Raw genomic sequence first — 15,545 nt, 5'->3', positions numbered from 1 at the left:
GGCCAGCGGTCACATGCACCGCACACACAGGCCGGACAAATGACCGCAACCTGCTTCGATCAATCTTGCTCAAGAAAACCCTTGCAAAACAGGAGCCGTCCACAAATGACAGCACCGTCCTGACTCGTTGACGTCACCCGACAACGCGAAGTGGTCAAAACAACTTCGTTCTCAACCCATCTATGTTATTCATCTGAGTGAACCGTTCGGTAGGCGTGAGGCCAAAGCCCCGTCCACTTGCGAAACGCACGCTGAAAGCTTTTGGGTTCTTCATAGCCAAGTGATCGGGCGATGGTTGCAACGGTAAAGTCCGTCTCCGTGAGCAAGACGCGTGCGCGGTTTTCTATTACACGGGCCTTGATCTCTCGAAACGACGTTCCTTCCTGTTGCAACGCGCGTTGTAACGTGCGTCGTCCTTGCGAAAGGCGGGCGGCGACAAGGTCCTCGGACGCTTCGCCCATTGTGACCTGGGCCTGTATGATCTGTTCCACCATGTTCGTCATCGTCCGGGGCGGTCGCACTCCCATCAGAACCGGGAGATCCGACAGTGTCACGATGTCCCGAGGATGCGGCGGGTGCGGGTTCGGGGTGCCAAGGTCGCCCGCTCGTATGGCGACGAGGGGCATCTCTGCCCCGCATCGGACCGGCGCGCCGATCTTGTCCTCCAGATATTGCATGCGCCGGTCCGAGCTGCCTGTCACCTCTACCCAAGCTGGTCGCCAGTCCGGTCCAAGGAAATGCCGGATCACTTGGATGAGGATGAAAAGTGCGCCATCGTCGAGGTGATGATGCCCGATGACCGTGCCGACCGTGGATCGGCGCCCCAATAGGACGTGCGCTTTGGCGTCTTGCAGAACGATCTCACCCCCGGGCTGTATCAGGGGAAAGGTCATGCGGCCCCGTTTCAGCGCCGCGCCCAGGTCGCCGGCGCCCAGAACATACCGGGCATAGGCGGCATAAGCCTGGTAATCGAACTGCGTCGCGACACGGGCACCCAGATGCGGGTCTCCGAGCGACCGGGCGACATGCTCCACAACGCTCGCTTCCAGTCGGTAAGGAATGAATCCCTGTGTTTGGGACAGCAGCCGACGGGAGATGTCTGACGCGGCCAGTGCCCGGTCCACGACACTCGGAGTCGCGACTTTATCAAGAAGGTCAATCACCTGCTTGAATTCGACGACGTTTAACAAGGGAACAATCATACCCAAGAATGTCGCAAAATGATCCCGACTTCCAGTCTATCATTTAGGAGAATCGTTTGTGGGGTCGGGATTTGAGCATGAAGAACAGGGTTTTTTCGTTTTTTGTGCTGGCGATGCAGGGCACTGGTACCATTGCGTCCGCGCAGTTGGCGGACAATTGGGAGTTTCAAGTCACGCCATATGCCTGGCTCTCAGGACTCTCCGGCGAAGTGGGCACCATTCCGGGGCTGCCATCCGGCAGTGTCGATCTGTCGTTCGGCGATATTCTCGACGATCTTGATTTCGCGGGGATGTTGATGGCCAGCGCCAGAAACGGACCTTGGGTCGTCTATCTAGACACAACCTATGCTCGCACAACATCGAATGAGGCTCTGGGCGGTGTCATATTCGACAATGTGAAAATCGAAAGTGAAACGACAACCTTCGCGCTCGCTTTCGGCAGAACGCTTGCGGAGACGTCACAAGGTCACCTTGACGCTTACTTTGGGGCGAGAGGCTGGTGGCTCGAGAACAAGTTCGACTTGACGGCAACGGGTGGCGGCATGTCCAGCCGAACCGAGAAAGCGGACTGGATCAGTCCCCTGATCGGGTTGACCGGTCGTTATCAAGTTGCGGATCGCTGGGCTGTCTTCGGTGCGGTGGAGGCCGGCGGCTTTGGTATCGGCGCAGATAGCGAATGGTCCGTTCTGGCCGGCGCTACATGGCAGGTCAATGACAGGTTCGGCATGAGTTTCGGCTGGCGGCATCTCGATGTCGATTACAACAAGGCGGGCGTCGTGTTCGACACGGCCCAGTCCGGGCCGGTGTTCGGCGCGAATTTCAGGTTCTGAGGAGAGATTTTCATGCAGCACAACGCAGCGTTGGTGCCGGTGAGCGATAACGCCCCTCGGGCGGGTGGAGACGGCCTTCTCGAGGATGATGTAAGGAGTGAGTGACATGATCCAATTCGCAAAACCCGTTCTGACTGCGGCCCTTGTCGGATGCCTTGCGCTTTCCTTGCCTGCCGAAGCCAGTTCCAAGCGCGCCAAGAACACGATCAGCGGCGCAGCAATCGGCGCGGGCGTCGGCTACCTTGTCGGCGGAGATGACGGTGCCAAGGCCGGCGCCGTTGTGGGCGCAATTTCAGGGTACACCAAGAAAACGAAAAAGAAGAAGTAACCGGCCGGTTCGGCCTCGGTCAAACATTGTATTGGAACCGATCATGAAACAGTTTTCCCGCGTCGCGATCATCGCCTTCGGGATCAGTGCACTTTCCGGTGCGGCACAGGCCGATGACGAGATGGACCGCATTATCGAGGCCGCCACGCCGCATATGCACCACAGCTGTGAAAGTGTTTTGGAAACCTATCCAGACGACGATCAAATGGTAGCAGACATCGTTCGGCTCATGGCGATGGTGTCACTCTACAATCGTCAGATCGACGTGCTGGCCGAGGTCCCAAACGAGTCCGACCGCTCTGGTCTCAAGGTCGAGTTCATCGAGGAACTCGAAGACGCATGCGACGATGATCCAGGCAGACTTCTTGCGGGTGCGGTGGATGACGCCGTCAAAGAAACGATGGAGGCATTCGAGTGAGGGGCTTTAGGCTTCTCATGACGCGCCGGCCTGCTGACAAGCAGTTTCTGCTTCGATGAGCAAATAAAAATCAGAAGGAGACTTTGCATGAAGAACTTTCTTTTGAGTGTATGCGCTGCGGCACTGATGGCCGGAACTGCTTTGGCGCAAGAGCTTGTCGGCATGGCGCCCGACCCGAACGTCGAGTACTCGCCCTACCTGCAGCATGATTATCCGGATCAGGTGCTCTTCGGAGACACGCACCTGCATACTTCCTATTCCGCCGATGCAGGGCTGATGGCAGCGACGACGACACCGGACGATGCCTATCGCTTTGCCAAGGGCGAAACGGTGATGTCGTCAAACGGAATCCCCGCGCGGCTGGCCCGGCCACTCGACTGGCTCGTCGTCGCCGACCACGCGGAAAACCTCGGACTCGTCATCGCGCTTGACGAACAAAGCCCCTTGCTGGAGGGGAACGCGTGGGCCGAAGGCCTCGCCGAAGTCTTTGCACCGCGCACCCCCGCCGCGATGGGCCAAGCCTATCTCTACTGGACCGGCGGGTTCAGTGAGGAGGCTCCGGACGGCGACCCGTTGGCTAGCACCGGACTCGAGGCGACGATGTGGCAGCGCATCACCGAGGCGGCCGAGCGTCACAACACACCCGGCGCCTTTACCGCGTTTAACGGCTTCGAATGGTCATCGGGCCCGGGCGGCAACAACCTGCACCGCAACGTGATCTTCCGGGACGGCAAGGATTTGGCCGATCAAGTCGTTCCGTTCTCCGCCTACGACAGCGAGGACCCGGAGGATCTCTGGGACTGGATGGAGCGCTACGAAACCAAGACCGGCGGTCGGGTACTGGCGATCCCGCATAACGGCAATCTTTCTAATGGCCTGATGTTCGATGACGTGACCATGGCGGGCGAACCGCTCTCGGCAGACTACGCCACGCGCCGCATGCGCTGGGAGCCGGTCTACGAGGTCACCCAGATGAAGGGCGACGGCGAGGCGCACCCGATGCTCTCGCCCGACGACGCATTCGCCGATTACGGCACCTGGGACGTTGGTAGCTTCGGGGCCGAACTGAAGACACCCGAGATGCTGCCGCGGGAATACGCGCGCGAGGCCTTTAAGCGCGGCATGGCTTATGAGGCGGAGATGGGCGTCAACCCGTTCAAGTTCGGCATGGTCGGCTCGACGGATTCGCATACCGGCCTCGCCACCACGACCGAGGACAACTTCTTCGGAAAGGTCTCGATCACGGAGCCGACGGCTGATCCGATCCGCTTCGAGGAACTGATCACTGGCCGGGCGACGCCGGACGATCCGTCCGACGACATCACCCACGCGCAGGTGCTTGCCTCCGGCCTTGCCGCCGTATGGGCGAAAGAGAACACGCGCGAAGCGATCTGGGATGCGCTGGCGCGCAAGGAGGTCTATGCCACGACAGGGACACGCCTGCGCGTCCGCGTCTTCGCAGGAGCGTCTTTTTCCGAAGATGACCTCTCACGGTCCGATTTCGCGGCTTATGGCTACGCAAACGGTGTCCCGATGGGCGGGGATCTGACGGGCCTCGGCGGTGGCGACGTGCCCGGCCTCCTCATCCGCGCCCTGCGCGATCCCGAAGGGGCCAATCTCGACCGCGTGCAGGTGATCAAGGGCTGGGTCGACGCCGAAGGTGTGACGCAGGAACGGGTCTACGACGTGGCTTGCGCCGACGGTCGGGAGATCGTCGAGGGTGCCTGTGACGGTGCGGTGGGCAATACGGTAGACGTGGCCAGCGCAAGCTACACTAACGTGATCGGAGACCCTTTCCTCGAGACCTATTGGCGGGATCCGAACTTCGATCCGTCGCTGCGCGCCTTCTATTACGTGCGGGTCCTCGAGATCCCGACGCCACGCTGGACCACCTACGACGCCGCTTTCTTCGGGGTTGACCTGCCGGACTCCGTGTCGCCAACTCATCAGGAACGCGCCTACACCTCGCCGATCTGGTACGCGCCCGAGGGCTGATCCTCGTCAATGACAGGCTGCGCGAAGTATATTGAGATCGCGCGGCCTGCCACCAGACCGTTCTAAAGGAGAACCGATATGATCCGCTCTGTCACGATAGCACTCGCCGCAACGACGGCTCTGGCCAGCCCGGCCATGGCGCAATTCATTCCGTCGGAAGAGAGCCTTGAGGGGTTCTATAAGGGCACGGCCTATTCGCCCTATGCGCAGCGCGCGTTCCCAAGCCAGGTGTTCTGGGGCGACACGCATTTGCACACCAACATCTCGCTCGATGCGGGCATGTTCGGTAACGCGCTCGGCCCCGACGAGGCCTATCGCTTCGCCAAGGGAGAGCAGGTCACCTCCTCCACCGGCCTGCCCACGAAACTCGGCCGCCCGCTGGACTGGCTGGTCGTCGCCGACCATTCCGACATGATGGGGTTGGCCGCCGACTTCGTGGCCGGATCGCCCGTCATCACCCAAACCGAGCAGGGTGCGCGCTGGTACGAACTGTTCTCACAGGGCGGAGAAGGTGCAGCCATGGCGGCGCTGGATCTGATCGGCAACTTCTCGCAAGGCACAATGGACCCCGCGCTGCTCGAAGCCTATGCGCCGGGCGGAACAGCCTATGCCGGCGCCTGGCAACAGATCATCGACGCGGCCGAAGCGCATAACGAGCCCGACGGCTTCACCGCGTTCATTGGCTACGAGTGGACTTCGCTCGAGAAAGGCAACAACCTGCACCGCAACGTCATTCTTCGCGACGGGGCGCGTCGGGCCGAGCAAGTCCTACCGTTGGTGACACAACCGCCCTTCGGTTCGAACGATCCGCTCAAGCTCTACGAGTGGATGGAGATGTACGAACAGGAGACCGGCGGTCAGGCGCTCGCCATCGCACATAACGGCAATCTCTCGAATGGGATCATGTTTCCGGTCGACGCGCAGTTCACCGGGCGGGCGCTCGACGCCTTCTACGTCGAGCAACGCGCGAAATGGGAGCCGCTCTATGAGGCGACCCAGATCAAGGGCGACGGCGAGGCGCATCCCTACCTCTCGCCAGACGACGAATTCGCCGACTACGAGACCTGGGATGCCGGCAACCTGGATCTTTCAGGCGCCAAGACCGAAGACATGCTCGCGGGCGAGTACGCCCGCGAAGCGCTGAAACAGGGCCTCGGTCTCGAGGCGAAACTCGGCACGAACCCCTACAAGTTCGGCATGATCGGCTCGACCGACAGCCATACCTCGCTCTCCACCGCCGAGGAGGAGAACTATTTCGGCAAGGCGCCGATCGCAGAGCCGTCGATCATGCGCGCACTTCACCCCTTCGCCAAGAGCGATGTCGGCGAATTCCCCGGATGGTCGCTGGTCGCTTCGGGCTACACCGGCGTCTGGGCGACAGAGAACACGCGCGAGGCGATCTGGGACGCGATGGCGCGCAAGGAAGTCTACGCGACCACAGGCCCGCGCATGATGGTGCGCTTCTTCGGCGGCTGGGACTTCGACGAGAACGACCTGCGCTCGCGCGCGCCCGCCTTCACCGGCTACGAGAAGGGCGTACCGATGGGCGGCGACCTGCGCGCGGCACCCGCAGGGGCGGAGGCGCCGACCTTTATGGTCTATGCGCTGCGTGACGCGGTCGGCGCGAACCTCGACCGCATCCAGATCGTGAAGGGCTGGCGGACGCCGGACGGCGAGTTGAACGAACAGGTCTACGACGTTGCCTGGTCGGACGGGCGCGAGCCCGGCGCGGACGGCAAGCTGCCACCCGTGGGCAACACCGTCGACATCGAGGCTGCGAATTGGACGAACACCATCGGCGCCTCTGAACTCGCGACCGTCTGGACCGATCCGGACTTCGACCCGGCGGCGCAGGCCTTCTACTACGCGCGCGTGATCGAGATCCCGACGCCGCGCTGGGTGCTCTACGACAAGGTGCGCCTGGGCGCCGAGATTCCCGAGGCGGCAACGCTGACAGGGCAGGAGCGGGCCTATACCTCGCCGATCTGGTACACGCCATGACGATGACCTTCAGAGCGGGTTGGCTTGCATTTGCCATGTTCTGGATGGCGCATCCCGCGCTGGCCTGCGGCGTCTGCATCGAGAGGCCTGAGGACAGCTTGTCCGACCTTCTGTTGGAGACCGATAGTGTTGTCGTGGCGCGCGAAGAACTCACCCGACCGTTTCGTTTCGGCGTTACGATGGTTCTGGCCGGTTCCGGCGAGCGCGACACCGCCATCCCGTTTCTGGTCGACAGCGCCACGCGGCGCAAACTGGCGTTGAACCCTTCGGACGTCCGTGACCGGATCGTAGCAGCGTTGCACAATGGTATCATCGGCCAGTTGGGGGCTTGGGCAACGGCTCTTGTCGAGATCGATGGAGTGGCAGGAGTGGAACGTCTGACAGCGGGATGGTTTGACCGACCGGACAGCAGAGCAGAGGATATTCGTGATGTCGTATCGGCTTTGGCGTTGCACGGGCGCTACGGCGATCCAGCTCTTCGCCAACGGATCCTCGAGGAGCTTGCGTCATTGCCATCATTGCGACCCGATGTCGTGGGCTCTGTCGTGATCGCTTTGGGGAACATCGGCGATTATACAAGGACGGACGCCATCCGAAGCGCTGTGGCCAGACCGCCGGGAAAAGAGCTCACTCGTATCGACTCCGCAGAACTGTTCGCGGCATCGTCCCATGTTTATCGGGCAGGGCAAATTGGTAGCATTCCCGCGAGATCGGATCAGGAGAATAAAGAATGAAGAGAGGGGTAGTTGTCACCTTAACCATCGCTCTCTTTCTCACTGGGGCTGCTGCACAAGCACACACAGATGAGGGCATGCAGGGTGGGCTTCTCAGTGGGTTCACCCATCCGCTCTTTGGATGGGACCACGTGGTGGCCATGGTCGCGGTAGGGCTTTGGGGTGCCTTTCTCGGTCGCCCCGCCATCTGGATCCTGCCCGTGGTCTTCCCGGTGGTGATGGCGTTTGGCGGCGCACTTGGCGTGCAGGGCGTGCCACTTCCGGCAGTCGAGGCGGGCATTGCCCTGTCGGGCGTGGTCCTCGGCCTGATGGTTGCGATGGCGGTCAAGGCCCCGTTATGGATCGCGGCCGTGATCGTCGGGGCCTTCGCGGTGTTCCACGGACACGCGCACGGAACCGAACTGCCCGATGCTGCAAGCCCCTATGCCTATGCGTTGGGATTCGTGGTTTCGACAGGTATTCTGCATCTGGCAGGTATCGCCTTCGGATCCCTTACCGCGCGCCCCTGGGGAGGCTACGCGGTGCGGGCCGCCGGTGTCGTCATCGCAGCAGTGGGTGCGGCCTTCTTGACCGGGATTGCGTGATGTCCCCAAATCCGCAGGTACGTTGGTTAAGCGTATCAGGTATCCATGTCCTTCTGGACCTTGCAGCGAAGTAATCGATAACTTTCATGACGTCTCTTTTCCGAGAACCGCTTCTCCACTTCTTTCTTGTTGGCTGCGCGGTTTTCGGGCTTTTCGCTGTTTTCGATGACGCACCGCCGCCCGTCGCGGCCAATGAACTTGTCGTCACTGAAGCGGATGCAAGGCGCCTCGTGAATGAGTTCGAAGCAGTCTGGCGGCGCGCTCCTTCAGCACGGGAACTTGAGGGGCTTATAGATCAGCATGTGAGGGAAGAGGTTTACGTTCGTGAAGCCTTGGCCCTCGGCCTGGATCGCAACGACGCCGTGATCCGTCGGCGTCTTCAGACCAAGATGGAGTTCATCACCGAAAGTGGGGCCGAGGCGGTGCAGCCTGATGACGCCACTCTTCAGGGGCATCTCGAGGACAATGTCGAGAAGTTCGCCATGCCGGCGCTGCTGGCCTTCGAGCAGGTATTGCTGAACGATCCTCTCGACGAGTCCGACCTGCGCGCCGCGAAGGCGATTCTGGACCGTGGCGGCTACCCCGAGGAATACCTGCAGGCGAGCCTTATTCCGCAAGCGTTTCGTCTGAGCCCGCGGCGGGTCGTCGACGGCAGTTTCGGCGCAGGAATGTTCGACAGGCTCAATGCGTTGCCACCTGGAGAATGGGCGGGTCCTGTCGAAACGCCCTTCGGTCGACACCTCGTGCGGGTAACCGAGAAGCGCGAAGGCGAATTGCCCCCTTTGACCGAGATCAGAGACCGGGTCGAGCAGGATTGGCGCGCGGCCTTCGCAACAAGTCTTCGTGAAGCGCGTTACCGCGCGCTTTTGTCCCGCTACGAGGTTGACAGGCCGAACGCTGCTGAGGTGCTGGCCCGATGAGTTTGCGAACGTTGTTCTTGGCCATGATCGCACTGCTAGTGCTGTTCAGCCCGAACCGCGTTTCGGCACATGCTCTCGAGCCGGGGTATCTTGAGCTTCAGCCGATTGGTGGCTTGGAATGGCGCGTTACCTGGCGCAAGCCTCAGGTCGGTGGTGCACCCATGCAAATTGACGCCGTCTTGCCCGAGGGGTGCGATCCTCGCCGAGGGCCTGAACCGTCCTATGACGGGCGCGCTTTCTTGAGCGGATGGATCGCGACGTGTCCGGAGGGTCTTGCCGGCGGCGAAATCCGGGTCGAAGGATTGGAGCGGACCCGCACCGACGTGCTTATTCGTTATAGGCTAATCGACTCCGATGCCATTCAAACCGCGCGTCTCACCTCTACCACCCCAAGCTTAACCATCCCTGCGTCGCAAGACACGCTCGGGGTGTTTTCAACCTATTTTTCACTGGGCGTCCATCACATCCTGATGGGGGTGGATCACCTTCTTTTCGTCCTGATGCTGCTTTTGCTGATCCGCGACTGGCGCAGGCTGCTCGCCGCTGTGACATCCTTTACCGTCGCACACAGCCTGTCGCTCGCTGCGGCGAGCCTTGGTTGGATCGTCGTGCCCGCCCCTCCGGTCGAGGCGATCGTCGCACTCTCGATCATGTTTCTTGCGGCGGAATTGCTGCACGAACCCGGTGACCGGTCCCGGCTTTCGGAGCGCTATCCCTGGGCCGTGGCTTTCGCCTTCGGGCTTCTGCATGGGCTTGGCTTCGCGCGCGCGCTGCTTGAGGTGGGCTTGCCCGAGAACGACGTGCCGTTGGCGCTGCTGTCGTTCAACATAGGTGTCGAGGCTGGGCAAATCCTGTTCATCGCACTGGCTCTAGCCGTCGGAGGAGCACTGGCAAAGCTTTATCCTCTCGTGGTGCAGAGACTTGTCGCACCCGGATCGAGGGGCTTTCGGGTCGTGGCCTACGGGGTGGGAACGCTGGCAGCCTACTGGGTCGCCGAGCGCGTCGCCGGCTTCATCGCATGACGAGGAACCGCCGCCCGAAATGGGCCCCCGAAAGGCGATCCTGCAGGCATCTGCCACGGTTTGCTGCGATCTTGTCGACCAGCGGCGCGGTTATGACGCTCACCCCTGCAACGGCCTTTGCCCATGATGCGTTCGGGGATCTCGGCCCCTTCTACGGAAGCATGCTGCACCCGCTGGTCGACCCGCTGCAGGCCGCCGTCCTCATCGGCACGGCCGCCTTCCTTGCCGGCCGTTCCCTGACGGTCGTGCGCGGCGCGCTTCCGGTCTATGTTCTTTCAGCTGCACTTGCTGCTGTTGCACTGTCGGTTAGCCAGCTGGCTTCGCCGCCGAGTTGGCTCCCTGGCCTTGCCGCTGTGCTGATAGGGCTCGCGGCCACCGTACCCGAGCGCTGGATGCCGCGACCCACGGTCTACGCGCTCGTTGCCGTGACGGGTGCGCTGACCGGTCTTGCGCCGGGTTCGTCTGACACGGGGCTCTCACCTCAACCGCTGCTGGGAACGGCTTTCGGCATTTCTGTTCTGGCGACGCTTGCCTGGTTCGCGATGGAGGCCGCTTCCCGCCGCCTGTCATGGCTCGTGCCTAAGGTAATAGGGTCATGGGTTGCAGCTGTGGGCATTCTGGTTTTGGCGTTTTCGCTGTGATTGGTGTCGTGCGGATAAGCGCTGACGCCCCCCGGACAAGGCGCCCTCGCGAGGGTGAATGGTCAGTTGGTCTTCAATGGGTCAGTTTGGTAGCCTCGATTCCAGGTCGTGTTTGCGCTCCTGAGGTGTTCAAGTGCTTTGCGCCGACCTGCAGAAGGAGACCGAAATTGGCTTCATGGCTGTTGCGCTTTGTGTTGTTGGCGGGTCTTGCGACCATCACCGCATGCGGACCGGCCGTTTATGACGAAATCGATTTGATGCCTTCGCCGACGGTCTACGCGGAAACGAACGTCACCCCTTTTGCAGACGTGACAAACGCAAACGCCAGTGACAGAGCGAAAATGTTCTATGTTACGGATCGGATGCCCGCCGATCCCGCCGATCCCCAAGCCTATTACAACAATGAGCGCGGTCACATCCTGCGTGCCGGGATCGCCAGGGTTCAAGTCGACCCGCCGCTGACAAACTGGGGGGAAATCCGGCAGGCCACACTGATGGAGAACCGCGAACAGGACTACAAGCTGAGGCTGTCACAGGTCAACGAAATCGGCGTCTTGCCGTTCAGCATGAGCCGATACTTCGAGGATGCGCCCTCTCGGGAAGAGATGCATGCCGCCGGGCGAACCTTTGCGGCGCAGGTCGACGCGCAGTTGGCAGCCTCGCAAAACAAGGACATCTTCATTTACGTCCACGGGTATAATGTCGATTTCGACTACTCGGCTCTTGTCTCCAAGGAACTGCAGCATTTTCTTGGCTACCAGGGGGCTTTCATCAGCTATAACTGGACGGCTACGCCCAGCCGGCTGGCCTACTTCCGGGACCAGGAATCCGTGCTGTCCACACGGCGCAACCTTCGGGCACTGGTCGAGTATCTGTCGGAAAACACGCGCACCCGGAGGATCCATCTTGTCGGCTACAGCGCCGGTACCCGGCTTGTCTTCGAGGTCGCGTACCAGATCGCCTTGCGATCCGGCTCGAAGGCGAAGCTGGGGCATGTCATTCTGATCGCCAGCGACCTTGACACGTCCTTTGTCCTGCAATCGCTGGACGACGGGCTGCTGGATGTCGTGGACGATCTGACTTTTTATCAGTCGCAGACGGATTCCGCCCTCGCCGTATCCAGATTTGTCTTTGGCAGGCAACGGATCGGGCAGGCGTCCGAGTCGGAAACGGTGCCTCCGGGCCTGACCAAGGGCTTGGCGGATTTCGATGACCTGCACATCATCGACGTGACGGATGCCGAAGCCGCTGACACGGGAAATGGCCACTGGTATTTTCAATCCTCGCCTTGGGCAAGCAGTGATCTTTTCATATCACTGCTAACCGACAAGGCGCCGGAGGCACGCGGACTTGTGCGGACACCGGGCGATTTCGTGTGGCGATTTCCCGCGAATTACCCTGCCGTTCTGAAGTCTCTGGGACCGGGCCTATGAGGCGATCCGACGATCGCGTGATCCCCCGACCTCGGACCTCGGTACTTGCGAGGCGGGCAGGTGCAGTCACCCAATTGCTTTTTCGAAAATCTGCACAACAAAAGACACCATCCGCTTTGAGGGCACGAACCCTGTCAGCTATCCTCCCTGGTTTCCAGTCGAATCTTAGGCGTTTCGCTTTCCAAAGGGTGATCCAAACTCGAAATTACAATGACTTAATCGGCTTTGAACAACGCCTTCAGATCGGCTGGGCGGCATGAACGCCAAACTTCATGCCGTTGGCAAAGCCTGGAGCCTAACTTACCAACGCGGATTCTCGCGGGAGCGGGTCAGAACGAATATCCAATTCCGGTCATCCAACACTGTTCGAGAATAGCTCGTCGCTCGACTTGTCTTGGGGTTTGCTTCGTGACGGATGTGCCGCTTGTTTCAGAGCGCGCTGAATAGCACCGGCGCAGGAAAACCCGCACAGGGGCGCCGTCTCTGCGGCCGACATTCCCTGTTGAACCATCAGTTCCCGCGCCCGGGCCAGGCGAAGGTGCTGATAGCACTTTCCGGGTGAGAGACCGAGATCGGCTTCGAACAGGCGGGCCATTGTGCGCAGCGTAAGGCCGGCAGCGGCGGCGATATCGGGCAGGCGGCGGGGGCTTTCGATGGAGGCGGCCATCAGGTCCAGCACCTTGCGAATGCGGGGGTCGGGATGGGACGGCAGGCCACCAAATGCACCGTCCGGCTCTCCCGCGCGGTGTGGCGCGTTCAGGAACATCGACGCAGCATCAAACCGGGCCGCCGCGCCGAACCGGCGCGCGATCTCTTGCAGCACCAATTCCATCGCCCCCGCGGCGCTGCCGCAGGTCAGCCATTTGCCGTCGGTCACAAGAGGGACCCGGGTCACGGTCACGTTAGGAAAGGTTGCGGTGAATTCGTCCAGCAACTGCCAGTGCAGGGTCGCGCGCCTGCCATCCAGATAGCCCGCCGAGGCCAGCAACCATGCCCCTGTATCGGCGGCAATGACACTTTGGGCCTTGCGCGCGATCGTCAGCGCGCGGCGGGTGGCGGGCTGGCCAGCCTCCTGCCTGAACCTGTCGCCGCCAACCACGATCAGAAGGTTGCACGCCTTTGCCTGCGCCAGCTGACAATCGGGCGCAAGAGACAACCCGCTGGACGACCCGACGGGGCCATCGCGTGGGGTCAGGATGGTCCAGGTGATGTCCGCACCATGCTCATCCCGGACTACGCGCAGGGGTTCCAGAAGGCAGGCCAGAACCATGTTCGAGAACGCCTCGAACAGCAGGAAGTTGATCTGCAATGGCGGTGTGGTGTTTGGCAGATTCTGTTTCATTTTTGGCAGTATCCGTCATTTTAAGCGGAATGGCGATGGCGCATCCTGATCCAGGCAGCACCCTGGAGAAACGCCATGTCCGACCGACCCCTGAGCCATATTCGCGTGCTGGATTTCGGCCATTACCTTGCCGGGCCGATGGTCGGCATGATGCTGGCCGATCTGGGGGTCGAAGTGATCCGCATCGACCCGCCGGGCGGTCCGCGCTGGACCGATCCGGCCTTCGACATGCTGTCGCGGGGCAAGCGGTCTTTGGTGCTCGACCTCAAGACCGAGGTTGGGCGTCGGACCGCGCTGGATATGGTCGCCCGCGCCGATGTGGTGATCGACAATTTCCGCCCCGGCGTCATGACGCGGCTGGGGCTTGGCCCTGCCGATCTGCGCGCCGCAAATCCCGGTATCGTGTCGCTTTCCTTGCCCGGCTTTGCCTCGACCGACCTCGAGCTGGCCGGATTGGCCGCGTGGGAGGCGGTCATTGCCGCGCGCACGGGCCAGTTCACCGATATGGGTCTGAACCGGCAGTTGATGGGTATCAACCCGTCGTTTACACCGCTGGGCCTTGCCTCGGCCTATGGCGCGGCGTTCGGTGCGATGGCGGTGCTGTTTGCGCTAGGCGCGCGGGAGCGGATGGGGGGCGAGCATATCGAAGTGCCACTGGCCTCGGCCCTGTTCGAGGGGCTGGTTTACAATTGCGAGCAGGTGCAGGATTACCCCGCCCGCTACAAATCTCCGCGCGAGGTGGAATTGGACCGTCGCCGCGCGGGCGGCCTGCCGCTGGACCTCAGCTATGCCGATCTGGGCGCGTTCCTCGACCCGTTCTATCGCACCTATACCTGTGCCGACGGGCGGGGGTTCTATGTCGTGTCCTGTTCGATCAAGACACACCCGCGCCGGGTATTGAATGTGCTGGGGTTGGACGATCTGGCCGAAACACTGCCTGATTTTGACGCATATCTGGATCAGAAGGATTGGCCCCAAGAATGGGCTTTGCGTAACTATCCGGTGGGCGAAAGGGATCGTAAGCGCGTGTCGGAAGCGATGCAGGCGGCCTTCCTGACCCGGCCGTCGTGGGAATGGGAGGCGATCTTTGGCGCCGCCAAGGCGCCGGCCAGTGCGCAGCGCAGCACGCGCGACTGGCTGGCCGATCCGCATGCCCTGGCGTCGGGGTTGGTGCTGACGGTCGAGGACCCGCGCCATGGGCCTATGCGGCAGTTGGGCAATCTGGCGTGGATGGTCGGGGATGCGGGCGCGATGGACAAGAGGCCAGGCCCGGTGGTCGACGACCTCCGCGCCGATCTGCCCGCGCTGTTGGCCGAGACCCCGCGCGCCGTGTCAACAGGCAAGGACGCGGGAGGTTGGCTCGACGGTCTCACGGTGGTGGACCTGACCAACGTGATTGCGGGGCCGACCATCGGCGCGACGCTGGCGCGGTTCGGGGCAAAGGTGACCTCGGTCCAGCCGGTCAGCCCCTCGGTCGATCCGTGGAACGCCATCGTCTTTGGCCTGCATGCCCATCGCGGCAAGGACAGCATATTGCTGGATCTGGGCAGCGCTGCGGGCCGCGCGGCGCTGGAGCGGCTGATCGCGGGCGCGGATGTGGTGACGATGAACGGTACCGATGAACAGCGCGACGCGCTTGGCCTGTCGCCCGACCGCCTGGCGACGCTGAACCCGCGCGTGATCCTGGTTCAGCTCGATGCCTGGGGCGGGCCGATGCGGGGACCGAAATCGGACCATCTGGGCTATGACGATCTGGCGCAGGCCGCGACCGGCGTGATGCTGCGTTTTGGCGGCGGACCGGACACGCCTGAGGAACATGCGCATTTCGGCACCATCGACGCGCTGACGGGTCATGTCGCCTGCGTGGCGCTTGGCGCGGCGCTGGAACGGCGGCGGCAGACGGGCAAGGGCGGCGTGGCACGGGCGGCGTTGGCGGGCTGCGGCGCGATGATACAGGCGCAGTTCATGTATGACTTCACCGGGCGCGCGCCGTTCGATGAACCCTCGGGTCGGCTGGCGCGGGGCTGGGGGCCGTTCTATCACTGTTACCCTGCAGCCGATGGCTGGCTGTTCTTTGCCGCCCCGACCGAGCGGG

General features: G+C 62.0%; 14 protein-coding genes. 12 read left to right on the top strand and 2 right to left on the bottom strand.

Translation table 11 applies throughout. The features are described 5' to 3' along the window. Window positions 1–185 precede the first annotated feature (185 nt). Complete coding sequence (locus tag AC2FL1_RS22145) at window positions 186–1,202, bottom strand: helix-turn-helix domain-containing protein (protein ID WP_496878357.1); 1,017 nt, start codon at window positions 1,200–1,202, stop codon at window positions 186–188. A 77-nt stretch (window positions 1,203–1,279) separates the two neighbouring features. On the opposite strand from AC2FL1_RS22145, the gene AC2FL1_RS22140 reads away from it, so the two are divergent. The 11 genes from AC2FL1_RS22140 to AC2FL1_RS22090 all read left to right on the top strand — a co-directional run bounded on the left by AC2FL1_RS22140 (window position 1,280) and on the right by AC2FL1_RS22090 (window position 12,108). Then, complete coding sequence (locus tag AC2FL1_RS22140; protein ID WP_496878356.1) at window positions 1,280–2,032, top strand: hypothetical protein; 753 nt, start codon at window positions 1,280–1,282, stop codon at window positions 2,030–2,032. Window positions 2,033–2,138: 106 nt separating this feature from the next. Continuing rightward, on the top strand, window positions 2,139–2,360 hold the full coding sequence (locus AC2FL1_RS22135; RefSeq protein WP_496878355.1) for a YMGG-like glycine zipper-containing protein: 222 nt from the start codon (window positions 2,139–2,141) through the stop codon (window positions 2,358–2,360). 43 nt (window positions 2,361–2,403) lie between these two features. Beyond that, entirely contained in the window at window positions 2,404–2,778 is a 375-nt protein-coding gene (locus AC2FL1_RS22130) for a hypothetical protein (RefSeq protein WP_496878354.1), read from the top strand. An 87-nt stretch (window positions 2,779–2,865) separates the two neighbouring features. Further along, window positions 2,866–4,773, top strand: a complete 1,908-nt coding sequence (locus tag AC2FL1_RS22125) for a DUF3604 domain-containing protein (protein ID WP_496823440.1) — start codon at window positions 2,866–2,868, stop codon at window positions 4,771–4,773. A 78-nt stretch (window positions 4,774–4,851) separates the two neighbouring features. Further along, window positions 4,852–6,774: a DUF3604 domain-containing protein gene (locus tag AC2FL1_RS22120; protein ID WP_496878353.1), complete on the top strand. Its 1,923-nt coding sequence runs from the start codon at window positions 4,852–4,854 to the stop codon at window positions 6,772–6,774. After that, complete coding sequence (locus AC2FL1_RS22115) at window positions 6,771–7,508, top strand: hypothetical protein (RefSeq protein ID WP_496878352.1); 738 nt, start codon at window positions 6,771–6,773, stop codon at window positions 7,506–7,508. The genes AC2FL1_RS22120 and AC2FL1_RS22115 overlap by 4 nt, the downstream gene beginning before the upstream one ends. Beyond that, entirely contained in the window at window positions 7,505–8,092 is a 588-nt protein-coding gene (locus AC2FL1_RS22110; RefSeq protein ID WP_496878351.1) for a HupE/UreJ family protein, read from the top strand. The genes AC2FL1_RS22115 and AC2FL1_RS22110 overlap by 4 nt, the downstream gene beginning before the upstream one ends. 86 nt (window positions 8,093–8,178) lie before the next feature. After that, a complete protein-coding gene (locus AC2FL1_RS22105; protein ID WP_496878350.1) occupies window positions 8,179–9,012 on the top strand; it encodes a peptidyl-prolyl cis-trans isomerase in 834 nt (277 codons plus the stop codon). A gap of 23 nt (window positions 9,013–9,035) precedes the next feature. Further along, window positions 9,036–10,034: a HupE/UreJ family protein gene (locus AC2FL1_RS22100; RefSeq protein ID WP_496878349.1), complete on the top strand. Its 999-nt coding sequence runs from the start codon at window positions 9,036–9,038 to the stop codon at window positions 10,032–10,034. A 92-nt stretch (window positions 10,035–10,126) separates the two neighbouring features. After that, on the top strand, window positions 10,127–10,675 hold the full coding sequence (locus tag AC2FL1_RS22095) for a HupE/UreJ family protein (RefSeq protein ID WP_496823452.1): 549 nt from the start codon (window positions 10,127–10,129) through the stop codon (window positions 10,673–10,675). Between the two features lie 167 nt (window positions 10,676–10,842). Then, window positions 10,843–12,108: an alpha/beta hydrolase gene (locus AC2FL1_RS22090; protein ID WP_496878348.1), complete on the top strand. Its 1,266-nt coding sequence runs from the start codon at window positions 10,843–10,845 to the stop codon at window positions 12,106–12,108. Between the two features lie 352 nt (window positions 12,109–12,460). Here AC2FL1_RS22090 and AC2FL1_RS22085 read toward each other — a convergent pair whose 3' ends face one another. Next, on the bottom strand, window positions 12,461–13,450 hold the full coding sequence (locus tag AC2FL1_RS22085) for a GlxA family transcriptional regulator (protein ID WP_496878347.1): 990 nt from the start codon (window positions 13,448–13,450) through the stop codon (window positions 12,461–12,463). Window positions 13,451–13,525: 75 nt separating this feature from the next. On the opposite strand from AC2FL1_RS22085, the gene AC2FL1_RS22080 reads away from it, so the two are divergent. Next, on the top strand, window positions 13,526–15,545 hold a 2,020-nt coding region (locus AC2FL1_RS22080), incomplete at its 3' end, for a CoA transferase (RefSeq protein WP_496878346.1).

Source organism: Ruegeria sp. YKSF070, from assembly GCF_059612725.1.
Note: the sequence above shows the minus strand (reverse complement) of the source record. Positions and strands in the feature narration are given on the sequence as shown.